Annotated in this window: 25 protein-coding genes and 1 tRNA gene; 13 read left to right on the forward strand and 13 right to left on the reverse strand. The window is 50.3% G+C overall.

Annotated features, from left to right (window positions below; translation table 11 throughout):
- Positions 1-220: 220 nt before the first annotated feature.
- Together ACYVRB_RS00195 and ACYVRB_RS00200 are read right to left on the reverse strand one after the other, a co-directional pair.
- A complete protein-coding gene (locus ACYVRB_RS00195; RefSeq protein WP_461212812.1) occupies positions 221-394 on the reverse strand; it encodes a hypothetical protein in 174 nt (57 codons plus the stop codon).
- Positions 394-774: a hypothetical protein gene (locus ACYVRB_RS00200; protein ID WP_461212813.1), complete on the reverse strand. Its 381-nt coding sequence runs from the start codon at positions 772-774 to the stop codon at positions 394-396. Before ACYVRB_RS00200 ends, ACYVRB_RS00195 begins: the two co-directional genes overlap by 1 nt.
- A gap of 111 nt (positions 775-885) precedes the next feature.
- Between ACYVRB_RS00200 and ACYVRB_RS00205 the strand changes: the two genes are divergently transcribed.
- A tRNA-Ser gene (locus ACYVRB_RS00205) sits at positions 886-973 on the forward strand.
- 180 nt (positions 974-1,153) lie between these two features.
- Here the strand turns inward: ACYVRB_RS00205 and ACYVRB_RS00210 are convergent.
- The 3 genes from ACYVRB_RS00210 to ACYVRB_RS00220 form a co-directional block, all read right to left on the reverse strand.
- Entirely contained in the window at positions 1,154-2,272 is a 1,119-nt protein-coding gene (locus ACYVRB_RS00210; protein WP_461212814.1) for a tyrosine-type recombinase/integrase, read from the reverse strand.
- A 92-nt stretch (positions 2,273-2,364) separates the two neighbouring features.
- Positions 2,365-3,597 (reverse strand): replication initiation factor domain-containing protein, encoded by a 1,233-nt coding sequence (locus ACYVRB_RS00215; protein WP_301057634.1) that lies wholly within the window; start codon positions 3,595-3,597, stop codon positions 2,365-2,367.
- A 213-nt stretch (positions 3,598-3,810) separates the two neighbouring features.
- Positions 3,811-4,011 carry a DUF3173 family protein gene (locus tag ACYVRB_RS00220; protein WP_125754576.1) on the reverse strand — a complete coding sequence of 67 codons (201 nt, stop codon included), beginning with the start codon at positions 4,009-4,011 and terminating at the stop codon, positions 3,811-3,813.
- A gap of 192 nt (positions 4,012-4,203) precedes the next feature.
- Here ACYVRB_RS00220 and ACYVRB_RS00225 point away from each other — a divergent pair, with 192 nt between their 5' ends.
- From ACYVRB_RS00225 to ACYVRB_RS00250, 6 genes are all read left to right on the forward strand, one after another.
- The gene (locus ACYVRB_RS00225) at positions 4,204-4,722 is read left to right on the forward strand and encodes a helix-turn-helix domain-containing protein (protein WP_301057638.1); all 519 of its coding nucleotides are present in this window, start codon (positions 4,204-4,206) and stop codon (positions 4,720-4,722) included.
- Positions 4,723-4,788: 66 nt separating this feature from the next.
- Positions 4,789-5,442 carry a PASTA domain-containing protein gene (locus ACYVRB_RS00230; RefSeq protein ID WP_301057640.1) on the forward strand — a complete coding sequence of 218 codons (654 nt, stop codon included), beginning with the start codon at positions 4,789-4,791 and terminating at the stop codon, positions 5,440-5,442.
- A 449-nt stretch (positions 5,443-5,891) separates the two neighbouring features.
- A complete protein-coding gene (locus tag ACYVRB_RS00235) occupies positions 5,892-6,263 on the forward strand; it encodes a type II toxin-antitoxin system RelE/ParE family toxin (protein WP_301057642.1) in 372 nt (123 codons plus the stop codon).
- Entirely contained in the window at positions 6,260-6,580 is a 321-nt protein-coding gene (locus tag ACYVRB_RS00240) for a helix-turn-helix transcriptional regulator (protein ID WP_301057644.1), read from the forward strand. Before ACYVRB_RS00235 ends, ACYVRB_RS00240 begins: the two co-directional genes overlap by 4 nt.
- Positions 6,581-6,904: 324 nt before the next feature.
- A complete protein-coding gene (locus ACYVRB_RS00245; protein ID WP_461212815.1) occupies positions 6,905-8,683 on the forward strand; it encodes an RNA-directed DNA polymerase in 1,779 nt (592 codons plus the stop codon).
- Between the two features lie 50 nt (positions 8,684-8,733).
- Complete coding sequence (locus ACYVRB_RS00250; RefSeq protein ID WP_301057648.1) at positions 8,734-9,573, forward strand: TIGR02391 family protein; 840 nt, start codon at positions 8,734-8,736, stop codon at positions 9,571-9,573.
- 315 nt (positions 9,574-9,888) lie between these two features.
- Here ACYVRB_RS00250 and ACYVRB_RS00255 read toward each other — a convergent pair whose 3' ends face one another.
- The 4 genes from ACYVRB_RS00255 to recJ all read right to left on the reverse strand — a co-directional run bounded on the left by ACYVRB_RS00255 (position 9,889) and on the right by recJ (position 13,680).
- Entirely contained in the window at positions 9,889-10,203 is a 315-nt protein-coding gene (locus tag ACYVRB_RS00255) for a DUF960 domain-containing protein (protein WP_461212816.1), read from the reverse strand.
- A 43-nt stretch (positions 10,204-10,246) separates the two neighbouring features.
- Entirely contained in the window at positions 10,247-10,762 is a 516-nt protein-coding gene (gene ybaK / locus ACYVRB_RS00260) for a Cys-tRNA(Pro) deacylase (RefSeq protein ID WP_461212817.1), read from the reverse strand.
- 98 nt (positions 10,763-10,860) lie between these two features.
- Positions 10,861-11,388: an adenine phosphoribosyltransferase gene (locus ACYVRB_RS00265; RefSeq protein WP_461212818.1), complete on the reverse strand. Its 528-nt coding sequence runs from the start codon at positions 11,386-11,388 to the stop codon at positions 10,861-10,863.
- A 24-nt stretch (positions 11,389-11,412) separates the two neighbouring features.
- Complete coding sequence (gene recJ / locus ACYVRB_RS00270) at positions 11,413-13,680, reverse strand: single-stranded-DNA-specific exonuclease RecJ (protein ID WP_461213027.1); 2,268 nt, start codon at positions 13,678-13,680, stop codon at positions 11,413-11,415.
- Between the two features lie 143 nt (positions 13,681-13,823).
- Between recJ and ACYVRB_RS00275 the strand changes: the two genes are divergently transcribed.
- Entirely contained in the window at positions 13,824-14,168 is a 345-nt protein-coding gene (locus tag ACYVRB_RS00275) for a hypothetical protein (RefSeq protein WP_461212819.1), read from the forward strand.
- Positions 14,169-14,224: 56 nt separating this feature from the next.
- The gene (locus ACYVRB_RS00280) at positions 14,225-14,662 is read left to right on the forward strand and encodes an ASCH domain-containing protein (protein WP_461212820.1); all 438 of its coding nucleotides are present in this window, start codon (positions 14,225-14,227) and stop codon (positions 14,660-14,662) included.
- On the opposite strand, the gene ACYVRB_RS00285 is transcribed toward ACYVRB_RS00280, so the two are convergent.
- The gene (locus ACYVRB_RS00285; RefSeq protein WP_461212821.1) at positions 14,659-15,618 is read right to left on the reverse strand and encodes an NAD(P)-dependent oxidoreductase; all 960 of its coding nucleotides are present in this window, start codon (positions 15,616-15,618) and stop codon (positions 14,659-14,661) included. The genes ACYVRB_RS00280 and ACYVRB_RS00285 overlap by 4 nt on opposite strands.
- Positions 15,619-15,722: 104 nt before the next feature.
- Between ACYVRB_RS00285 and ACYVRB_RS00290 the strand changes: the two genes are divergently transcribed.
- Entirely contained in the window at positions 15,723-15,926 is a 204-nt protein-coding gene (locus tag ACYVRB_RS00290) for a hypothetical protein (RefSeq protein WP_461212822.1), read from the forward strand.
- 46 nt (positions 15,927-15,972) lie between these two features.
- Positions 15,973-16,524 (forward strand): hypothetical protein, encoded by a 552-nt coding sequence (locus ACYVRB_RS00295; RefSeq protein WP_461212823.1) that lies wholly within the window; start codon positions 15,973-15,975, stop codon positions 16,522-16,524.
- Positions 16,525-16,591: 67 nt separating this feature from the next.
- On the opposite strand, the gene lepA is transcribed toward ACYVRB_RS00295, so the two are convergent.
- Positions 16,592-18,430: a translation elongation factor 4 gene (gene lepA / locus ACYVRB_RS00300; RefSeq protein WP_461212824.1), complete on the reverse strand. Its 1,839-nt coding sequence runs from the start codon at positions 18,428-18,430 to the stop codon at positions 16,592-16,594.
- Between the two features lie 509 nt (positions 18,431-18,939).
- Here lepA and ACYVRB_RS00305 point away from each other — a divergent pair.
- Together ACYVRB_RS00305 and ACYVRB_RS00310 are read left to right on the forward strand one after the other, a co-directional pair.
- Positions 18,940-20,376: an anthranilate synthase component I family protein gene (locus ACYVRB_RS00305; protein WP_461212825.1), complete on the forward strand. Its 1,437-nt coding sequence runs from the start codon at positions 18,940-18,942 to the stop codon at positions 20,374-20,376.
- The gene (locus tag ACYVRB_RS00310; protein WP_461212826.1) at positions 20,373-20,948 is read left to right on the forward strand and encodes an anthranilate synthase component II; all 576 of its coding nucleotides are present in this window, start codon (positions 20,373-20,375) and stop codon (positions 20,946-20,948) included. The genes ACYVRB_RS00305 and ACYVRB_RS00310 overlap by 4 nt, the downstream gene beginning before the upstream one ends.
- Before the next feature lie 45 nt (positions 20,949-20,993).
- On the opposite strand, the gene dnaJ is transcribed toward ACYVRB_RS00310, so the two are convergent.
- Both dnaJ and dnaK read right to left on the reverse strand, forming a co-directional pair.
- On the reverse strand, positions 20,994-22,142 hold the full coding sequence (dnaJ, locus tag ACYVRB_RS00315; protein WP_461212827.1) for a molecular chaperone DnaJ: 1,149 nt from the start codon (positions 22,140-22,142) through the stop codon (positions 20,994-20,996).
- A 116-nt stretch (positions 22,143-22,258) separates the two neighbouring features.
- Entirely contained in the window at positions 22,259-24,127 is a 1,869-nt protein-coding gene (gene dnaK / locus ACYVRB_RS00320; RefSeq protein ID WP_461212828.1) for a molecular chaperone DnaK, read from the reverse strand.
- Positions 24,128-24,151 lie beyond the last annotated feature (24 nt).

A 24,151-nucleotide genomic window follows, 5' to 3' on the forward strand; every position in this document is an offset into this window, starting at 1 on the left:
TATTATTTCACAATCTTTCTGTAAAGCAAGAAACTACCTATTATAAGGATTAGCCGTTAATTGATGACGGACAGCCCAATGGTTATTGGGAATCACCTCATGATTATGGGCGAAAATTATTCAATTAAATTCCGTATGAATGAATCATTTTTTCCTTATAAACCGTTTCATCAACCCACATTCCGTGCAAACAAAAAACCAGCATTGCGCTGGCTAATCACTATTTCGAATTCTTCTTCTGCTTTTTGGCCTGGCGGTTTTTCTTAAAAGCCGCCTGCACCTGCTTGAAACGACTTGGATCGCTTTCGCGGGCAGACTTGACCATGCTGGCAAAATCATAGTTCTTGCTTGTCAGTTCATCGTCGTCGTCTTTCTTACGCTTAAACCACGCCATCACGACACCTCACTAACAACTGGTTTGTCCGACTTCAGCTGCGTCTTGGTGATCGTGGCGATCACGATCAGATGCACGATCAGCAGGATCAAGCTGTAATTTGGAACAAGCGCATAGCCGATGAAAAGGCAGATCCCCACGGTGTTGCTGATGAGCAACCGAGGACTCTTGGACCGGATGAAACTGATGAGGTGCAATAGCCCACCGATGATGCTCAGATACCACCAATGCGGTTCCCAATTCATTAACGTCGCCCCGACTTGTTCGGTTGAGAAGCCTTTAGTAACGGCGTAAATCGTGGCAACGATCAATATGATCGCGGTGAAGAGTGCGTATAAAACCCCAAACAATGCAGGCAGTTTGATGAGTGACAGTTTCACGTTCACACGTCCTTTAAAGAGTTAATAGTGTTAGTATACCGACATCCCGGGCGTTGTTAAAGTTTCCTTTGCAAAAACCTAATTATTTGCTATACTAGAACTCGTTGTTATGGAGAGTTGGCAGAGTGGTAATGCAACGGACTCGAAATCCGTCGAACCGGCTAATACCGGCGCACGAGTTCGAATCTCGTACTCTCCTTCATAAACGTTGATATATCAGCGTTCCGCGACCTTTCGGGGTTGCGGTTTTTTGTTGCTTTCAAACGCTTGTTTGGGTCGAAATCGGCCTTCCAGTACCAGTGCAGTACCAGTTCGAAAAATCAGACCGCCGTTCTTGGCGGCAAACGTGTTCGGAATTTCATGTGCTCAAACCTTTCTCTTAGAAGAATTTATCGAGGGCATCAGCTGTTTCGCGTTGCTTGTTGGGGAAAAGATGCCCGTAAGTGTCAATCGTTGTGACGATGCTGGCATGCCCCAGTCGTTCCTTTATGATCGTGTACTCTGTTTCTTGATCAATCAGCAAGGCGACGTGTGAGTGCCGGAAATCGTGAATCCGAATCTGCTTCATCGTGGGATCACGCTTGCAGATACGTTTGTAGCGCATGCGGATCGTGTGCTTGTTGCGGCGTATCAGCGTTGCTTGGAACATCGGCGTATCTTCGCTCCAGTCAAGGCCTAAGTCGTGCTTAAACAGTTCCTGTTGCTGTTCACGCCATTGCAGAAGCAAGGCGATCATGCCTTGGTTGAGGCTGATGCGGCGGTTGCTGGCCTTAGACTTTGGTGGCGTAATGATATCCACGCCGCCGCGTCGGAACACAGATTTGCTGACAGTCAGCTCTTTGCGTTTGAAGTCGAGATCCGACCAGTCTAGCGCGCAAAGTTCGCCGACCCGCAGGCCAGAGAAGAACAGTAGTGAGAACAACACATACCAGTCGAATTCCTCTGGCAGGTGAATCAGCTCGGTAAACGCGTGAAATTCATCAGGCGTGTAGAATTCCATTTTCTTGCGTTCGATTTTGAGCTTCTTTACGCCAATACAAGGATTTTCGACAATCACTTTCTCCTCAACGGCAACGTCGAGAATCAGCTTCAACTCAATCAAGGTCTTGTTGTTGGTGTTGTTGCTCAAATCGCGTTCTTCGGTGAGCCATTCTTGAAAGTCGCGTATATGCTCGCTAGTCAGGCGCTTAATATCGGCATTGACGAAGAATGTCTGGATATAGCGCTTGTACACGGCGCGTTGTGACTGCAAGTAGGACGGCTTAATATGGATCTTAACGCGGTTCACGTACCGCTCGAATAACTCGTCGAAGGTGACTGTTTCTTGATTGAACAGTCGGTCGACGCTAGTGCGCATCATCTCCTTTTCAACTTCGCGGGCAGCCGCCATTGAATGAATGCCTTGTTTCTTTTTGCGGCGGCGCCTGCCGGTGACGGGATCAGTGCCAAACGAGACACTGACAGCATAGGTGCCATTAGGTGCTTGGGTAATGCTCATTTCATACCTCCAAATAATTGAAGGCACGCTTGCTTTGGTCGTTGACCATGATATACTTGGCTTGTCTAGGGCAAAGTATCGGGTGCGTGCAATCACGTCCATTCGTTGCTTTGTTTTTTTTCGTCTTCATGTTGCGCTTGTTCAAATACCTCCTTGAGTAACGTCTTCTGTTGCGGCGATAATTCAGCCTCGTTAATCATATCCGCGATCATGTCAGTACCATTGAGTGAATCGACTTGCTGAACCATTTTCAGACTGGGCGCGACTTGCTTGGTCAGCCAGTTCAGCACGCTGTCCATCGTGATTGGTTCTGGCCGCATTGCTAGTTTCAAGCGATTACGGTTATCGCCGATAAAAGTTTGCCAGTCTGGATCTAGTGGACAATCGGCTAATTTCTTTGAGCCTTGTGGCGTTACGACCCGCAAGTAATGGTTGATGATCCCGAAGACGACCGTTTCGGCGTCTTTGCAGGCCAGCAGTTCCTTCATGGCTTTTTGAGCACGCTGGTCGCGAAGTCGGACTTCAAACCGGTTGAGGATTGGAGAATCCTCTGGATAGTCGATTTTGTTTTTGAAATATTGCTCGATGTCCTTTTGATAGCCAATCATTTGCACCAAACTTTGCGGTGAACCGAATTGAACGGTTTTTCCGACGCGGCCTTTCTTAATGGTTTCGATTGCGCCTTTACTCTTGAACAAGCTCACTAGTTCTTCTTTTTCGACTTTTTGAATCAGGTGGGGAATGTCGATAATCCCGACGGTATCATTGATGGCGAAGTCAACCCGTTTGTAGATCCCAGTTAGGTCATCGCAGGCCTGAAAAAAGTCGAACCAAGTCAGCCCATCTCGGACAAGTACCGCCTCTAGTTGACGGCAACCAGAGCCGTGCATCTCAATCATTGTTCCCAGATAGGCATTCGGGCCGCCCACGCGGGTACTCATGATTGAAATATCGCCACGCTGAATCGTGTAGTCGAACCCATAAAATGCCTTTTCAGTTAAGGAGAAGAAGTCCCTGTTCATTGGAAACAGCTTCTTGAACACATACTCGGCGTCTTGCGTATTGAACCGCACCCGCACGTAATCGACTAAGATAAACATCGAATCACGATTGGTCAGGCCAAGGAGCGCGTGGCCTAGGCGTCGTTGCATTTCTTCTGTCAGTGCAGCGCGCCCATTTAACAGCCGATTGACATAGGAGCGCGTCATGCCTAATTGCGCCGCAAGTTGCGTTTGACTGATACCGGCATCAGTCATCTGTTGGCGAAATTCCACCAACCAGCCGTGTCCAGTATGATCACGGCCATTCATCATTGTTTTGTCCATTGCTCACCTCGTGTGCTCTGAGTTCGCCGTCTGCGAACAGCCGATTGCCGTGCATAGCGGTGAATCGCTTGTGTTTTCTGCCTCGTTTCGGATTGTTGTTGTCATTTTGTGCCCCCCTGTTAGAATACGGGGGCTTGGGCGGCCGGCTAACGCCGACCGCCGCCGCTCGCGCTAGCGGCTTTCGCGCTGCACGCCGCGCGCGGCGGCGTGGTGTTACGTGACCATTGCCAGATCTTCAAATGGATTGAAGCCTAACAGACTGACGATGGCGTGGAGTGGGACTTGGCCGCACTTGCGGTTTGCATAGAAGCAATGACCGTCTGCAACCAGGTTCAGCTTGCATTGATGGATAATCTGTCCGGCTTTGTAACCGGAAAATCCTAGCTGCATGAGCATGTTCTTATCGACTAACATATAATCACCTCTTTTGGTTTGAATTTAACAGGTATGGGTTTATAATCTGCTATGGCTGTATCATACCATCCTCGAAGAAACTTATCAACCTTTTTGGGTAAGTTACAAACAGGTTTCGTTTAATTATTCCTTGACACTTTCAATGGGTTTCATTAAGCTTCAAGTAAGGCTACAAAAAGGAGAAATCAACTCATGTTCGGAAAAAGTGAAGAAGGTATCGACAAGAAGCTCGCTAGAAATATTAAGCGTATTCGTATGGAACGCGGCATGACGCAAAAAGACCTTGCTGATGCAATGGGTAGCATTGAGCAAAGCGTGTCTAAGTTTGAGCGGGCAATTTCGGCACCGTCTGCCAAAGCGATTATGCAGCTGTGTGAGGCGTTGCAAGTGACGCCTAACGACTTGTATCTCAACGATGCCGACTGGCGCAGCTGGCAGTCAGAGAAACTTGAACACCAAGACAATTCTGTTAACGGTTTGGTCGATCACGTCGAAATGGTTCAAAAGATGTTTGCGGAAGCAGAAATTGCCCGAAAAGCCGGAGACGAGAAGCTGGAACGTGCTACTTTGGATCAAATCATTCAGATGTACATGTGGACCAACGACCATTTCCGTGACGTCGCGCACTTGTTAGATCGACGGTATGTGACAGAGTACCTTGATAAGATGGAAAAAGAAACTCGTGACGCAATGATCAACAATGCTGACTAGACCTTTATTAATACGCCAAATTGCTTAGAGTTATCGGATTTAATCAATGAAACGGAGGAATTTAAAATGACTGCAAAAGATAGTAAATTAGATAAATTTATTAAAGCCGCGGACAAATTAGTAGAGTCTAAGGGTGTTTCCAAGCTCACTAAAACACTCGACAAAACCTTGAATATTGCCGGAAATGCTGTTGAAGCTGCTGCTGATGTTACTAATCATCAGTTGGATGAACATAACAAGAGGCATCTTAACGATGTGAAGGTGCCAGATATAAGCGGCCTTAGTTTAGATCAAACTAGAGAATTATTTGCTACACTGGACATCAAGTATGCTCTAGTAGTCCCTGAACCTGATGCAAGCTTTGCAACGGCTAAAGTTGATATTATCGTAAGCACTGTCCCCAAGGCTAACACTGTATTATCCGCAGGAAGTTTCGTTAAGATTTACTATTTAGACGCTGAGGTTATTGAAGCATCGAAGTTGATTGTTTCAAAGAAAGAAAATCGTAAGCGGATTCGAAAAGAAGCGGCTAAAGCACTGGCCACTAAACTTGGCCATGGTACTGCTGTGAGTGCTAGTAATGTTTTAAAAGCAACGACCAATGTGACAAAGAAAATGACTAGGCACAGTAAAACGATAAAAAATCCTAAAGAGATTACTGCAACGATCATCGACGTTCCATCTACCCCTGATGAGAGCATAGACGACGAGAGTAAGTAGAAAATAATAAAAATTTTATGAGGTAGACGAATGACTCAAGTGCCGCAAAGATAAGGCGATGGTTTAATTAGTGTTTCGTCAACTGTAAGTTCACTAAAAACTCGAGGCCAACGTTAGGCTAACCAGCTCAGCGTGCTTAATCTTGATCCTATGCACAAGCAGTAATGTCAGTTCAGGTGTTTGTGCCATCGATTGTAATGATATGCCTGTCAACCATCTTCTTGCCGAATCAAGCAGAAGTAATTCAAGTCTTAATCAATACCAAAGACATTGCACACTTCCTTGATCGACGCTATGTGACCGAGCCCCTCGACAAAATGGAAGCTGAGACCCGCGAATTGATCAGCGATAGTCAAAAATAGTAATTTCGTGGTTTCTTACAGCAATCTGGTTCGTCGCATCTCGGTCACATATTTGTTTTACGGTTCAATATATGATAGAATCTGACTATGGAAAAGCCAAAATTCAGACCTTACAAGCGGCCGAACGGCCACATGGAATTCATCGAATTTCTCGACTCGTTGCCACTCAAGGAACGAGCAAAATTACAGTTAGCCATCCATACTACGGAAGAACTTGGCTTACAAGAAGCAGCGCAACGGTTGCTGATCAAGAAGCTCACAACCAATTTATATGAGTTGCGTTCACGACAAGGGAAAACCTATCAGCGCGGTTTGTATTTTCACGTATTTGGCGGCGATTACGTCATCACCCATGGCTTCTCCAAGAAGACCAACAAAACGCCACAGCGAGAGATTGATCATGCCATCGACCTACGAGCTGAGTTTTATCAAACCTACAAGGAGGAAGACGACAAATGAGTAAAGACCTGCACGAATTCACTATGGAACACACCGGTGATCTCGACGCCTACTTCACGGAAATGATGAAAGACTCTTCGTACCGTGAAGTCTACAATGAAGAAAAGAACAAAATGGCAAGCGCGATGGCGTTGCTTGAAGCCCGCGAGGAAGCTGGTTTATCCCAACAGAAGCTGGCGGACAAGTCCGGTGTTCCTAAGACAACGATTGTTCGTATCGAAAATGGTAACAACACTTCCATCGATACGTTAACCAAACTTGCCAATGCACTTGGTCGCCCACTCACTCTCACGATTGGTCCGGCAAGCATGGCATAGAGTTGAGTTTAATTCGATTGACGGCACACCCACAAATCGAGCGTTATAAACTTACGATTCCGGCGTCCCTGTTTAGGAGGCGCCCGAGGCCAGGGATTAGGAGAGGTGGCAAAGCCATCTTGAATACTCACTGGTTTTTTTGCAGCGAGCATTCACTTTCTGGACACTCAAATACGGCAAATGAACTTACACATATATATGAAAACATTGATAGATTCTTGTTTCGCAGGGTTTATCCATGTATGCACAAGAAGCAGTCTGGGGCCACTCATTGCACTTTTTCTAGCGCAAAGCACCCAGCAGACAACGAATGGGAAATAGTTTATGTTAAATAACTTTTTGTTAAGTGATTCCGAGTCTGAAGACGCTGAAATTCTGATTCACGGAATGTTTGCGACTCAACTGCCACCGCTCTTATCAGATATCATCACTAGAAAGAGCACTACTGCATTGATTCAAGAACTCGCGACAAAACCAAAATCAACACTATTTGTACGGGATAGTAAATCAGGGTATATTTCCCGATTAGCCTCAGGGGTTAAATCTCCAGAATATATTTTTGGGGGGAATTGGGCTGCTGAATCGATTAAATTTTTTACGTTGAAAGTTGATGAGTCTTGGCGCCCTATGGCAATTCCTAATATTAAACATACGGTTATGTTTGCATACAATAGTCTATTAGTTGCAGAGTCCGCACTTAATCAAATATATACGAGAGCAGAGCGTATTAGCGGTCGTACAAGTCATTCCGAATCACCTATTATTGGTCGAAATGGTATTTTTTCTGCAATGCTGTATGACCCCTTTGATGATGAGGCAGATCAACAAAGTCAGGACGAGGCAATCGGATTTATTGGTTATGAGCAAACGAACCAATTCTTTGAAGAAAGTAGACTTCACAAGTACAGAATCGAATCAACATATCCATACGTGCTCCAAATTGATCTCAGTAAATATTTTGAGAATATTTATACACACCTGCTTGCAAACATTGATGTACAAACTTTTCGATTGTCCAGTGAGCATGCAAAAACCTCACTTGGAAAATATTTGAAATGGCTGGACGAGTTCAATCAAAAAGTTAATGATAATCACACCAAGGGAATGATTCAAGGTCCTGTTTCATCTAAAGTCTCTGCCGAAATCTTTCAACTTTCTCTGGATCAAAAAATTGAAGCCGAATTGGTTAATCAACATCTTGATATCAGCTTTACTCGTTATGTGGATGATTACCGCTTTTTTTTAAGAACAATTACTGATCTTGAGTTGGTAAAGACTATGCTGGTTAAGCTGTTTCGTTCCCACGAACTTTCATTTAATGAAACCAAGGTGAAGCTATTCAAAGGTTTTGAGATTCAGAAACAGGCTCATTTTGAAAAGTATCAGTCAATTATTCCTGTGTTGCGGCGGCGTCGGGTTTCGTTTACTTTTAAGCAGTATCAACGCGTCCATGATTCTATCTCAGAAATGATTGAATCTTCCGACATTCCGACAGTCAAGGCAGTTCTGACAATTTTAAAAAAGAAAACCCAGATGAACAAAATTCAATTTCCAAATGATCAAATTATCTTATCATTCTTGGAGTTTTTGATTAAAATTTCTTATGTCCTCCCTATCGTATGTATGCAGACTTACAAAGTGATTTACGAAATTGTCAATTCAGTAGAACCAAAAACTCGACATCAGTGTTGGAGGCGCCTTTTTGATGAATTTGATTTTATTCGCGAAAACTACGCAGACTCAGACTTGGAAATATGGTATTTTTACGTGCTAGCTAACTCCGGAACATCAAGTGAAACGCTAAAAGTGGTTTCTAGATACCTGAAAACAAATGGAAGCATTAGCCCAATATTGTTATGTGTATTAACCAAGCCGCGTAGTAAGGCCTCTAACGCAAAAATTGAAGCCGCAATTGTTTCCCAGGTCAAAGATTGGCAGAAGATTTCACAGTCGAAATGGTGGTTACCACTATCTCAGCTTTGGGTTTCTACCCAGAGAAAAGTTTCTTCAAATGAGATTAAGAAATTATTTCTTTCAAATAACGGCTCGAAAATACAGTGGGACAAATTGGGTATAGTCGAATATCTAATGTGTCATGTCTAATCAACACCATTCCGAGTTATAGCATTTCCCGTTTATGGGGGGGACATTCATTGAGCAAAAGAATTGATCAACAGGTCGTTGAAAAGATTTCTAGAATTCTTGCGGAACAACTGACGGGTTCGAAGATAACCGATATGTTTTCAAATCTAAGGATGAAGGATTTTGACGAGGAACGAATTATCCAAATTCCACAAATGTCGCACACTACGAAATGGCAGCGTTTAAACGAAACGGCTATTTACGAAATGAACCATGCTGGTGGTTCGCCACGTCCCTTTTTTCGAATTATTCAGTATGTAATTCAACCCGCCAATTTTGTATCTCGACCAAAAGATTGGAATCTCATCCGGCAGTCTATTAACTCTATATTGATTTTTTATGGGTTTGAGCTAGGAGACGATGGGGTAATACTTCAGGTTGAAGCAGTTTCGACTATGTCTGAAGCACTGGCCCGACTCCAGACGTTTAGCAATCTGTTAACACCATTGGAATTGCACCCCCAAGTGATGGTCTATTGTACAGAAGAGTTGCTACACGAGGATTATTTTCATGCAGTTTTCGAAGCTAGCAAGGGATTGCTAGATCGGCTTCGTAAAATGTCTGGGTTGACACTAGATGGAACTGGCCTTCTTACGAAAATATTTAATCTAAAGCAACCGGTTTTGTTTATTCGCGGTAACCGGCTTGAAACACAAGATGAAAAGGATCAGTATTTCGCAGTTGCATCACTGTTGAAGACAATTGTGTATATGTATCGTAATCCGAAGGCACATCAATTGAAACTGTATGACGAAACGAAATTAAGTGATGCGGTTACCGCCTTTGTCATGATGTCAGAAGCCCACAAGTTGATTGATAATCTAATGAACGCCCAAGGCTGGGATGTATAGATTGAAAAACCCATCATGAATACACGATGGGCGTCAAGTATATTCGCGTGCCAATTCAGTACCACTTCATTCAAATTCAGCCTATTTCAACGGTTTCAATCGCACCAAGAATGGCCGTGCATCAACAATCCGACGTCATTCAAGCCGTCAGATTACAACTCGAAATCCGTCGAACCGGCTAATACCGGCGCGCAGGTTCAAATCCTGTACTCTCCTTCATAAAATGCTGATCTATCAGCGTTCCGCAGCCGTTATCGGTTGCGGTTTTTTTGTTTTGCCGCAAAAAAATCGACCAGCCTCCGCCAGTCGATTCGTTTAGTTCCCGTGGCCCTCTTCAGGCAAGAGGATGGTTTGGTTTTCACCGTCATCATACGCCATCACCGTGTCGGGAAACTGGTTGGTGTATTGGAACGGCAGATCGATCGCCATGGTCGTCGGGCTGTCTTTTTCTGAAAACGCGACGGTGAGCTTACCGCCGTTGTTCAACAGATCGAAGCGCAACAAGTTGCCTAACGGGATGACGCCTTGAAGATTTTGATCAATGATCAGCCAGATGCTATCGATGATTTCTCCTGGCAGGTGTGCGATCACGCCGTAAGTGGCGAAACGACTATGGTTTGCTGTGAACATATGATCTCCTCCTATTCGTCGGAAAGCCAAGGCGTAGCGACGCTTAGTTTGATTCTTGCGGTTCCAGTGCGGTAATATCGGCGAACTTGGCACGGACACTTTTGGCCAAGGCCTTAGGGTCGATGCCGACCGAGCGCCCGAGCTTACCGGCAGAGACGATAATTTCTTTCTCGCTTTCTGCTTCTTCACCGATAAAAATCGGGTAGTTGTGGCGCGCATGGATTCCGATCGGGGTGTTGGCACCATGAATGTAGCCGGTGGTTTTCTCCAGGTCCTTGAGCGGGATCATCCCGACCTTCTTGTTGCCAGAGGCCTTGCTCAGCTTCTTGTAGTCGATGTGGCGGTCGATCGGCACGACGCCGACAAGCGGGCCGGTTTTATTCCCGATCAGCGCCAAGGTCTTGTAGATCCGGTGCTCGTCGACATCGAGATGGTCGACTTGGACCTGCTGAACGTCGCCTTCTTGCACCGTCGGAAACGTGTAGCTGGTATATGCGATGTTTTGCTTATCGAGCATCTTCTCGACAAGCGTCTTGTCTTCTTTCTTATGCTTTGCCATGAATAGACTCCTTCATACCAATATTGTACCACATTCTAAAAGTAAGCGAAAAGACAAACAGGCCCGCATCCGCGGACCTGCTGGTGATTTTGAGTTGATTACGCGCCTTCGTACTCCATCAAGGTGAAGATGTCGTGATCGCCGATCTTATCGCGACCGTGAAGATCCGTCAGCTCGACCAAAAAGGCGGTGCCCACAACGATGCCGCCGAGCTTTTCGACCAGTTCGATCGTCGCGGCGATCGTGCCACCGGTCGCCAGTAAATCATCGCATACTAACACGCGCTGACCGGGACGAATGGCGTCTTTGTGTAAGTACAAGGTCGCCTTACCGTATTCAAGGTCGTAGCTGGCGCTGATCGTTTCACGCGGCAGCTTGCCCTTTTTACGTGCAGGCGCAAACCCGACACCGAGCTTATAAGCCACCGGACAGCCAACGATGAAGCCTCGCGCTTCAGGACCGACGATCATTTCGACGCCTTTATCCTTGGCGTATTCGACGATCTCGTCAGTTGCCGCGGCATAGGCCTTGCCATCGGCCATCAACGGAGAGATATCACGAAAGACGATGCCCGGCTCCGGGAAGTCGTTAACGCTGGCGATGTAGTCTTTGAAGTTAATTGACATGCAGATTGTGCCTCACATTCTGAATTAGGACCGTAATAGGCGCGAACTTAGTGTTGCCCGGTCATCTTGTTGCAGGTGAGCGGCGAGCGCTAAAAAGGCGGCGCGGTCTTGGTATGCTTGTGCCGCATTCAGCGGCTGTTTAGTTGGCTGGTCGCTGACCGAAATCAGCGCACCATCTATTCTAACAAATCCGAGTTCGAAAAACACCTGTACCACAAAAATTGCTTGCAAAGTTGTCACATGCACGGCCTGTGCCAACGCCGGCAAGTGATGCTTGTCAAAATTGGGATGCTGGCGCAAGAAGACCAGCACGCGGCCAAACTCTTCACGCTGAGGGATCGGGACAAGCCGCGCCGGATCGGCCGCAAACACGACCCGCACCGGTGTTTGCAGCTGGCGCATCGCCGCCTGCAAACTGGCATCATCTGCCGGTAAGTCGACCAGCACAGCGTCGGCGGTGTCGGGAGCTAAATCTTTGGCTAGCACCGTCGGCCCGCCAAACTGGAACCGCCGCGTCATCTGCGCCTTCACCTTGGAATCAAAGAAGACGTAGGTATACGCCCCACGAAACTGCTCGGCACTCGCCTGCGGTAGCCGCATATCGATCACGTCTGGCTGTTGCAGTTGCCAGTCACTCAACCGCAACTGCAAGTTGGTGCGGTTTTGCCAGGTGTTCTCATCTAGCGTCACCGCCAGCTTAACCTGATTCGCCGCGGCCAGCGCGTCGGCTTGATCCCCCTGGCCAAACGCCAAGACGTCAACGCCGTCCGCTGAAAACTTCAGGTGGTCTTTGGTCTTGCCGATCTGGCGGATGCCATCGAGCCGTTCTGGTCGCAGGCTGAATACCGGTTCGGGATTACCTTCGCCAAAAGGCGCCAGCTGACGCATGTCGTGATAGTTGGCCAGCGTCAAGTCGGCCGGCGTCAAGCGCGCGGCGATCTGCTGTTGCGGCTTGCCCACATCTTTGAGCGCTACCGCCGCGGCTTTTTCCATCGCCGCATGGATCTGATCGAGATTGGCCGTTGGTACCGTCAACCCGACGGCCATCGCGTGCCCGCCAAAATGGGTCATCTTCTCGCGCACCGGATCGAGACTATTAAATAGGTGGAACTGGGCGACGGAACGACCGGACCCCTTGGCGCTGGTGCCGTCTGCGTTGATGTTCAGAACCAACGTCGGCTTGCCTGTGGCTTCGACCACATGGCTTGCAACGATGCCCAAGACCCCTTCATGCCAGCCGGCTTTGGCCAGTACCAGGGTCTTCTTGTCTTGATTCTCAGGTGCTTGGGCCATCGCCAAGGCTTCTTGCGAGATCTTACGCACCAATCCTTGACGCTCGACGTTGCGCTCGTTGACATTAGTCGCCAAGCGCGCGGCTTCTTCGTCATCAAAGGTCGTCAGCAGCGTCACCCCAGGATTGGCATCCCCCAGCCGACCAAGCGCATTCAACCGCGGCCCGATGCCGAAGCCGACGGTTTGCTCATTCACCTGTTCCGGCTTGATCTCTGCCGCGTTCAACAACGCGTTTAGCCCGATGCGCGCGCCTGAACGGATCTGGGCGAGCCCGAGCTGGACGATGATCCGGTTCTCGTCGGTCAAGCTGACGATGTCGCAGATCGCCCCCAACGCGGCGAGATCGATGGCATCCACCGGTGGCGCGTCGAGTAGTGCCGTCGCGACCTTGAAGGCGACGCCGGCGCCAGAAAGCTCACCAAAAGGATAATCACTTCCCGGATAACGCGGGTGCACGACCGCCACCGCGTCAGGCAACTGCTCAGGCAGTTCGTGGTGATCGGTGACGATAACATCCATCCCCGCCGCCATCGCAGCATCGATCACGTCTTTGCCGCCGACCCCATTATCGACGGTAATCACCAGCTGGGTGCCGTTTGACTGCAGGTATTTGTAAACCGCGGCGTTGGGGCCATAGCCATCCGTGAAGCGGTCAGGAATGAAAACTTCTGGCTCTGCCCCGATCGCTTCCAGCGCTTCTTTCATGATCGACGTCGACGTCAAGCCATCGACGTCATAATCCCCATAGATCGTGATCTTCTCGCCGTTGGCAATGGCCTGCTGGATTCGCGCCACGGCCTTGTCCATATCGTGCAACAACATCGGGTCGTGAAGCATCGCGATGTCAGGCTTGGTAAATTGCGCCCACGCTTCAGGAGTCGTGATGCCACGTTGCCACAACAGCCGCGCCAAAAATGGCGTCACGCTTAAAGTCTTCGCCAACGCCGTGATTTCACTTGTTTCTGGCTGATCAGCCAACTGCCAGTCGTAATGTGCCACCATATTGCCTCCGTTCTCATAAACTAACCTAGTATAGCAAAAAAAGCCCGGACTGTCGCGGCGATCTGGTGCTATAATATTCTTGTAAACTAATTACACAGCCCTACTCCAATCAGCGACTGCAGTAGAATGGAGAGATTTATATGTCAACTACAGCAGAAGCAACCGCAGATGCCACCATGGTCAAGAAGGCCAACGAAGCTTTGAACAGTCAAGGTTTTGTCGACGAACACCAACTGCCTGAACTCGAGAACATGTTCTTTGCCCGCGACCTCACCCAAAAGGTGATCAAGGAACGCGAGAAGAACTCCGAGGAAGGCTACATCTACACCGAACCGTTCGACTTCAGCGGTGGCCGGATTTCCAACATCGTTTGGAACATGGACAAGATCAAGTCTCGCGAAGATGCAGAACAGACCCTCGCCGACGACATGCACTGGTCAGTCGTTAAGCCGTCACTGTCCGCAGCCGATCAAAAGGAATTCTAATTAACAAGTCCGTCGGCGATTGCCGGCGGGCTTTTCTATCCCTGAAAGGAGCCACAATGAACCCTATCGACACCTTTTTCCAGACCGCCAAGCAAGAACTCGCCCTCGACCCGACACTGCACTACCAGCGCGTTATCACAGATATCGATGATTCTGAACAACTGCTCGCCGGCAAACTGACTGCCCTCACCAGCGGCTTTGAACTCTACATGCACAATCACTTGCCGCTTCCGGAGGCGCATGACATCAACGTTGTCGTGGATCCGAACCAGCAACCATTGGCACTGACTTACACCGAAGAGGTCCTGATCAGCCCCTTTGCCACGCTAGACGCCACCCACGCGTTGGCCGAAGGCGCGGCAGACTTCGACCAGTGGCGCGAAGCGAAGATCGCGACGCTGACGTCGGCCTACCAAGCCGCCGAGTTGCGATTTGATCCCAAGTCGGCCATGGTCGTCATCGAACGTTTCCGCGTGTTGTATCCTTTTGATTAGAAACCGCGGGTCAAATCGACCTGATGGCTGACCAAGGTGTGCGTGTTTAAGTAGCTACGGAGATTTTCAGTATAAATCGCGGTGACCACGGTCGTGAAGTGCGCGACTTGCCCCGCGATATGTGGCGTGATGACGGTATTGGGCAAGCGCCACAACGGCGAGTCGCTCGGTAGCGGTTCGGTTTCAAAAACGTCTAGCACCGCATGCCCCACCTGCTTGCTTCTGATCGCCGCGATCAGCGCGTCGGTGACAACCGTGCCGCCGCGGCCGACGTTGATGAACATCACCCCGCGCTTCAACTGGGCAAACCGTTCAGCATCGAAAAAATGTGTCGATGCTGGCGTCAATGGTAGCAGATCGACCACGATATCGGCTCGCGCGAGCGTATCAGCCGCCTGCGCGTCGGTCACGTTAGCATCAAAGAACGGGAGCTTACGCCCACTACGGCTAACGCCGATCACCGTCATCCCCAAAGCCGTCGCAACCTTGGCGATCTGGGTACCAACGCGTCCCGCCCCGACAACGACCAACCGCTTACCAACAACGCCGGCATAATCGACGTCGTGCTGCCATTTCGCCTCTCGCTGATTGGCGGCCGCCTCGATCAGCGCGCGGGTGCGCTGGAGGATAGCCCCGATCACGTATTCGCAGATGGCTTGGGTATGGATGCCGCTCGTGTTGGCGACCAAGACACCGGCCTGAGCGAGCCGCGGCAGATCCAGATAATCGATGCCTGCCGAATGCGCTTGGACAAAACCAAGATGGTTGTCTGGCGTGTCAAGAATCTGATCCGTCAAGTTCCCATCGCCGCCGAGGATCACCTCAACTGAGCCGCGGCGATCCGCAGGCAGGGGCCGTTGCCACTGAGTGAAGAACTCATAATCCGGGGCGATGGCTTGTAATTGTGCGACTTGGTCGGGTTTCAGTGGTCGGGTAATGACGATTGCTGGTTTCATGATGCTGTTCCTCCCATCTTTTGCTATGCTCATTGTACCGCATCTTCAGCTAACCTTGCGTAAGCGAACTTTTGTTTGTATAATAGATACTGAGGTGATAATCGATGAAACTTCCTATCACAATTGCAAACTGGACGATCAGCAAACAACACGCACCGCGCAACATGGTGCGCTTGCAAAGCCGCGACGGTAGCGGCATGCTCGAAGCAGATAAGCTACTCGACGACCTGCCGCGTGTTTTGGGCCGGCCGTTGACGATCGACGAACAAGTGGCTTTGACCCTGGCAGTGCCTGGGTTGGCGGCGTAAGCAACCTACTGACAACAAAAACTCAACCTCCGGGAGGCAGACTGGTTTGACACAAGCACACTACGAATTAATTCAAGACGGCACGAATGAATCGCTGGTTTACGGATCGCTTGCGGCCGTCAAACAAGTTGAACGCCGATTGCTGTGGCGGCTTTTTACCCCGACGCCTGGCCACCAACTTTACGCCGATCCTACCAAGTACGCTAAGCCGGGCGAACCGCCATTCTTGGGGATCTATGAAGTCAGTCGCTCCGAAATTCGCACGGTTATCTACGAATGGACGAAGCCTCGCAACTGGCAGCTCCTTCAGGAATTGATCGGCTGTCAGCTTTATCGTGTGATCGATGACAAGCTGGTCGAATTACCGCGCAATCCTGATTGGCAGGATTGGGTCATCGACGACGAACTGGCCAAGCCCTTTCCCGGTTCACCTGAAGAATTCATGGCAGAGTTGCCAGATTATCTGGCTGACCCGCAGGCCTATAACCGCTCAGGGATTCGCCAGTGGCTGTTCAGCGGTGACCCGCAATTCAACGTGAACTACGCGGATTGGCTAGACGACCATCCTGAAGAAAAGCCGCGCGGTTACGACTGGTAGCGTTTTGAACTCTGAGGTATGCAAATAAGGCGTGTGGCAACTGCCACACGCCTTATTTGCGCGATGATTACTTGCCTTTAGTGTCGTCTTCGTTCATCTTCAAAATTGACATGAACGCTTCCTGAGGAACTTCGACGCTCCCTACCGACTTCATCCGCTTCTTGCCGGCTTTTTGCTTTTCCAGCAGCTTGCGTTTACGCGTGATATCCCCGCCGTAACACTTGGCCAAGACGTTCTTGCGATAGGCTTTGACCGTGGAACGGGCGATGATCTTGTTGCCGATCGCGGCTTGGATCGGGACTTCGAACTGTTGCCGCGGAATCGTTTGCTTCAGTGAGGCCACGATCGCCTTACCACGGTCGAAGGCAAAATCTTTGTGCACGATCGTCGACAAGGCATCAACCGGATCGCCATTGAGCAAGATATCCATTTTGACCAGCTCAGAAGCCCGGTAGCCAGTGATCTCGTAATCTAAGCTGGCGTAACCTTTAGTGGATGACTTAAGATCATCGAAAAAGTCATAGATGATTTCGCTTAGCGGCAGGTTGTAGATGACATTGACCCGATATTTGTCCAAATAGTCCATGGTGACAAATTCGCCACGCTTGCGCTGGGCGATTTCCATGACCGGGCCGACGTAATCGTTAGGCACCATGATGCTGGCCTTAACGTATGGCTCGCGAATCTCTTTGATCTCACTGGCATCCGGCAGTTCCGACGGGTTGTCGATCGTCATCGTCGTCCCGTCGGTTTTATCGACTTGATAGTCAACAGAAGGTGCCGTCATGATCAGATCAAGATCAAATTCTCGCTCCAGCCGTTCTTGAACGACATCCATGTGCAACAGCCCCAAGAACCCGACGCGGAACCCAAAGCCTAACGCCTGAGACGTTTCGGGTTCAAATTCCAGTGATGCGTCGTTGAGTTGCAACTTTTCCAACGCTTCGCGCAGATCCGTGAACTTCGCGTTATCGACCGGGAAGACCCCTGAGTAAACCATCGGGGTGATCTGGCGAAAGCCTTCAAGCGCCTTTTGTGCCGGGTTGTCGGCCAGGGTAACAGTATCGCCGACCCGCGTGTCTTGGATCGTCTTGATGCTGGCAGTGATGTAGCCAACATCCCCGACCATCAAATAGTCTCGTTTGACGGCCTTAGGCGACATCACGCCCACTTCGGTAACTTCAAACTGCTTGCCGTTAGACATCAGTTCGATCTTGTCGCCGGGTTTCACAATACCTTCTTTGACGCGCACCGCCAAGACGACGCCACGGTAAGAATCGTAAACAGAATCAAAAATCAAGGCCTCTAACGGTGCATCGAGATCGCCACTGGGCGCGGGAACATCTGAGACGATCCGTTCCAAGACTTCCGGCACCCCGAGGCCGGTTTTAGCCGACGTCAAAACGGCATCGGACGCATCAAGGCCGATCATCTCTTCGATTTCTTCTTTGACGACATCTGGTTGGGCGCTAGGCAAGTCGACCTTGTTGATGATCGGGACGATTTCCAGATCATCGTCCAAAGCGAGATAGACGTTGGCCAGCGTTTGCGCTTCGACGCCTTGCGCGGCATCGACTAGCAACAAGGCGCCTTCACACGCCGCCAAAGAACGCGACACTTCATAAGAAAAGTCGACGTGTCCCGGCGTGTCGATCAGATGGAAAATGTACGTCTCTCCGTCCTTCGCCTTGTAGTGCAGCTCGACCGCGTTGAGCTTGATTGTGATGCCGCGTTCGCGTTCCAATGCCATGTCGTCCAAGACCTGCGCCTGCATGTCCCGCTTGGCAATGGTATCCGTCAGCTCCAAGATCCGGTCTGCAAGCGTCGATTTGCCGTGATCAATATGCGCGACGATCGAGAAGTTGCGGATGTGTTTTTGTCGCTCTAATAATGCCTGTTTATCCATGAATGGTCTCACTTTCGTTAAGTTCCTGCAATCCATTATACCAAGACTGCGCCAAAAACGCTTGATTCTCTCGCGCAGAATTATTGCCGCCACCGGCCGGCCCCAAAATACCCCTTGATATAATCGTTTTAACGCTGTATAGTCAGGTTAAATTAATCGTTCGCTCATAAACCGTCGAGGTGGAGAATGGGTCAAGCAGCGCGCACAGAGAGTCGTTATTGTTGAGAATGCGACCGTGGCACTTGATCAAATGGACCACCGAGGGTACCTCTGAACGCTTTTTTCGGTCAGTATGGGGTAACGTGTTGGAATACGTCAGTTTCCGGGAGAGTGTTGGCTCTTCGCAAAGTGCACGCCGTTGCGCGTGAATCTAGGTGGTACCGCGGATTACTAGTCCGTCCTTGACTGATGTTTAGGGCGGACTTTTTGTATTCTCGGGAGGAATAATGATGACACGATGGCAAATCAGTGGTTGCTAGTTACTAACGTCCAAGCAAAGGAGCACCCACATGAATTTTGAGACCTTGACCCCATATTTAAACACCTATCCAGCCGTTCCGATCGTGATCCAATACCGCCAGCCTGACTTCGACAGTCTGGCCGTTTTGAACCGCTTGCAAGCCACCGACAAAAAGGCCTTGTTGTTGCGCTCAGCCGACGCCGGCACGACGTTGATCGCCGCGGAAATCGGCACCGCCTACCGCTATCGCCAAGGTGAACTCACTGTCGACGATGGCAAGACGACCACGACGACCAAAACCGCACTGGGTCCGGTGATCGACGATCTGTTGGCCAGCCAGCGCACGCCCCACATTGCTGATCTGCCGGTTTTCACCGGCGGCATCGGCGGCTATTTTGCCTATGAATACGCCCAATATGCCAAACAACACCTGGACCTTAAGGCCGCAGACCCCCACCATCTCGATGACGCCGACTTGTTTATCGTCTCTACGGTGATTGCCTACGAACGCGATGCCCAGCGGGTCACCATCAGCCATATCGTCCCAACTAAAGGCCTTGATGCCGCCAAGTTTGCGACGGTTCAAGAGAAGCTCACGGCGGTGCGCGACCAGATCACCAACGGCGCCGCCACCTATGTGCCTGCACCGTTTTCCTTCACGACGCCTTTACAGATGACTTTTGACGAAGACACGTTTGAAGCCCGCGTCCGCCAGGCGCAACAACATATTCGCTTAGGCGATATTTTTCAATTGATCATGGCCAATCAGCAATACGCCACGATCGCCGGATCACTGCGCAGCCAAGCGGCAAGCCTGTTCGCCGCCAACCCGACCCCTTATCAGTTCTACTTCCAAGACGGTGATTACGAAGCCCTCGGAGCCTCTCCAGAAACCTTGATCCGTCGCCGCGAAGACACCTTGTTCACCTACCCGCTAGCCGGCACCCGCCGCCGCGGACGTACCAAAGAAGAAGACGACGCGTTTGCCTATGAGTTGCAACACTCAGAAAAAGAGCTTTCTGAACACAACATGTTGATCGATCTGGGTCGCAACGACCTCGGCGCCGTCAGCGAATTCGGGACCGTCGCTGTTACCCGCACCCGTGCGCTGTTGAAGTTCGCCAACGTCATGCATCTCGGTTCTGTTGTTGAAAGCAAGGCTCGCAAAGACACCACCCCAATGCAAATTATCGACTCGCTGCTGCCGGCTGGGACCTTGTCAGGCGCCCCGAAGCAAAGCGCAATGAGCATCATCGATGAACTAGAACCCACCAAGCGCGGGCTGTATGGTGGCGCCCTTGGCTACTTTGATTACAACGGCGATCTCGATTTTGCCATCGGCATCCGGCTTTGTTTCCGTCAAGGCGACCAGCTTTTGCTCCAGTCTGGTGCCGGCATCGTCGCAGATTCTGATCCGCGACTGGAATACAAAGAATTCAACAACAAGATTTCTGGGGTCAAAGATGCTTTGGAGGATCGCTCATGATCTATCTTATCGATAACTACGACAGTTTCACTTATAATCTCTACCAGCTGATGGGCACCCTCACCGAGCAGCCGATCACCGTCGTGCATAACGACGACCTCACCGCAGAAGAATTGGTCGCCAAAAAGCCCAGTGGCGTTGTTTTCTCGCCCGGTCCCGGCCGACCGGAAGCCGGTGGCAACATGCCAGCGATGATCCAGGCGTTGCGCGGCCGCGTCCCGATCCTAGGGGTCTGTCTCGGTGAACAGGCGATCGGTCAAGCGTACGGTGGCGAAGTCGTGGCCGCCAAAACCCTGATGCACGGCAAACCGTCGACGATCACCGTCACGGCAGACAGCACGTTGTTCGCTGATTGCCCACACCAATTCACCGGTGCGCGCTACCACTCACTGGTCGTCAAAGAAGCCCCAGATGGCTTGACGCTCAGCGCCGTAGCCGACGACGGCAGCGTCATGGCGATCGAAGACGACACTAACCAGGTTTACGGCGTCCAATTCCATCCCGAATCGATCATGACCGATCCCGAAGTCGGCAAGCAGCTGATCGTCAACTTCTTGAAGCAATGTCAATAATTGCCACACAAAAAATCACGCTCGCAATGAGCGTGATTTTTGTGATTATTGGCCTTTGAACGCATCCTTGACACGATCAAACAGCCGCCCGCCGTGCGGGGTGACGTCTTCGCCACTCGCCGCGGCAAAAGCCATCAAGGCGTCTTTTTGCTTGCTGTTGAGGTTCTTTGGCGTCTTGACCGTCACCGTGACGATCTCATCGCCGATGCCTGAACCTTGCAGTCTCGGTGCGCCTTTGCCGCGCAAACGGAACTTGCTTTGGGTCTGGGTACCAGAAGGAATCTTGAGTTCGACCGGACCATGAACCGTATCGACCTTGATCGTGTCACCTAAGGCCGCCTGAGCGAAGCTGATCGGGATCTTTAGGTAGATCGTCGCGCCGTCGCGTTCGTACTTGTCGCTTGCGGCGACCCGGAACACGATGAACAGATCCCCATAAGGGCCACCGTTCGTCCCGGCTTCACCAGCACCTTGCAGACGCATCTGCTGCCCGTCTTCAACACCGGCTGGCACCTTGACGTCGATTGTGTGGCGTTCTTGCTTGTGACCTGTACCGTGGCAATCGACACACTTGTCCTTGATTTCCTTACCGGTACCGCCACAAACGTCGCAAACTTCTTGGCTCATCATTGCGCCAAGCGGCGTGTTGCGTTGGACTTGGATATAACCAGAACCGTGACACTTATGACAGGTGACCGGACTGGTTCCTGGCTTGGCGCCGGAACCGCCACAGGTCTTGCAAATTGCTTCGCGATCATAGGAGACTTTGGTGTCTTTGCCGAAAATCGCTTCTTCAAACTTCAGATCCATCCGGTATTGCAGATCGGCCCCTTGCCGCGGGCTGTTGGCCCGTTGCTGCTGGCCACCGCCACCGAAGAACTGGCTGAAGATATCTTCGAAGCCACCGCCACCAAAACCGCCTTGACTAAAGCCACCAAACCCTTGGCCGCCTTGACCACCGAAGCCTTGTGGGCCGTCAGCTGACCCATATTGATCGAACGCTGCCCGCTTTTGCGGATCAGACAAGACCTGATAAGCTTCGTTGATTTCCTTGAACTTTTGTTCTGCGCCAGGGGCGTGGTTGATGTCTGGATGATATTTTTTAGAAAGTTGCCGAAAGGCCTTCTTGATGGTCGCATCGTCGGCATCTCGACTGACACCGAGAATGTCGTAGTAATCTTTCTGCTCTGCCATTATTGCCTCCTAATGTCTGTACCAAAAGCTAATACAGAATAACATACAACGTCTCACAAGTACAATTCACCAAAAGAGCCAAAGCCAGCTGGCTTTGGCTCTTCTAACCCAGGTGCTTACTTGTTGTCGTTGACGTCTTTGTATTCACCATCAATGGTATCATCATCGTCAGACTTCTTGGCACCAGCAGCACCGCCTTGGCCTGCGTCATCGGCGCCGGTTGCGGACTTTGCTTGCTGATCTTTTTGGGCTTGTTCGTACAACTTGACCGTCAAGTCTTGAACGATCTTGTTGAGCTCGTCGCGCTTGGTCTTCATGTCTTCGACGTTGTTTTCTTGTTGGGCCTTCTTCAAGGCTTCCTTAGCGTCTTCGGCCTTCTTGATCTCGTCGTCGGAAACCTTACCCTTCAAGTCCTTCAAGGTCTTGTCGGTTTGGAAAAGCAGTTGGTCGACGTCGTTCTTCAGATCGACTTCTTCCTTGCGCTTCTTATCGGCTTCTTCGTTTTCCTTGGCTTCTTTCATCATGCGATCGATTTCTTCGTCGGACAAACCGCTAGAACTCTTGATCGTGATGTTTTGCGACTTCCCGGTGCCCATATCCTTAGCGGAAACTTGGACGATACCGTTCTTATCGATGTCGAACTTAACTTCGATTTGCGGTACGCCACGAGGGGCAGCAGGAATGTCGGTCAGCTGGAAACGACCCAGCGTCTTGTTGTCAGCAGCCATTGGCCGTTCGCCTTGGAGCACGTGGATATCAACAGCAGGCTGGTTATCAGCGGCCGTCGAGAAGACTTGGCTCTTAGATGTCGGGATCGTGGTGTTGCGATCGATCAACTTGGTGAACACCCCACCCATGGTTTCGATCCCAAGGGAAAGCGGTGTAACATCGAGCAAAACGACATCCTTGACGTCACCGGAAATGACCCCACCTTGGATCGCCGCGCCAAGCGCAACGGCTTCATCAGGGTTGATGCTGTGGTCAGGTTCCTTGCCGGTCCAGTTCTTAACAGCTTCTTGAACGGCTGGGATCCGGGTGGAACCACCGTTTAAGATGACCTTATCAAGATCAGAGGCGGTCAAGCCAGCATCCTTCAACGCGTTGTCGACTGGGATCTTAGTCTTTTCGACCAAGTCTTCCGTCATCTGTTCAAACTGCGCCTTGGTCAAGGTGCGTTCCAAATGCAGCGGGCCGTTGGCACCGGCGGAAATGAATGGCAATGAGATCTGGGTGGAAGAAACGCCAGACAGGTCTTTCTTCGCCTTTTCAGCCGCGTCCTTCAGACGTTGCATGGCCATCTTGTCTTTAGATAAGTCAATGCCGTTTTCAGCCTTGAACTCGTCAACCAACCAGTTGATGATCTTGTCATCAAAGTCATCCCCACCAAGACGGGTATCACCGTTCGTGGAAAGCACTTCGAAAACGCCATCGCCAAGTTGCAAGATGGAAACATCGAAGGTCCCACCGCCAAGGTCGTAAACCAGAACCTTTTCATCGGCGTCGCCTTTATCAAGGCCGTAAGCCAAAGCAGAAGCCGTTGGTTCGTTGACAATCCGAGAAACATTCAAGCCAGCGATCTTGCCGGCATCCTTGGTCGCCTGACGCTGGGAGTCGTTGAAGTAGGCTGGCACGGTGATGACCGCGTCGGTAACTTCTTCACCCAAATAATCCTGAGCAAAATTCTTAATGTATTGCAGGATCTGAGCGGAGATTTCTTGTGGTGTGTAGGCCTTATCGCCCACCTTCACCGTGTAACCGGCTTCGCCCATGTGCCGCTTGATCGACACGATGGTATCTGGGTTAGTGATTGCCTGGCGCTTGGCCACTTCACCAACTTGAATTTCGCCGTCTTTGAACGCAACGACGGAAGGCGTGGTACGGTTGCCTTCTGGGTTGGTGATGATCTTCGGTTCGCCACCTTCGAGCACCGCAACAGCGGAGTTGGTGGTCCCTAAGTCGATCCCAATAACTTTACTCATTGTCATACCTTCTTCTAAATTTTTGATTAA

The organism is Lacticaseibacillus boliensis (genome assembly GCF_054784775.1).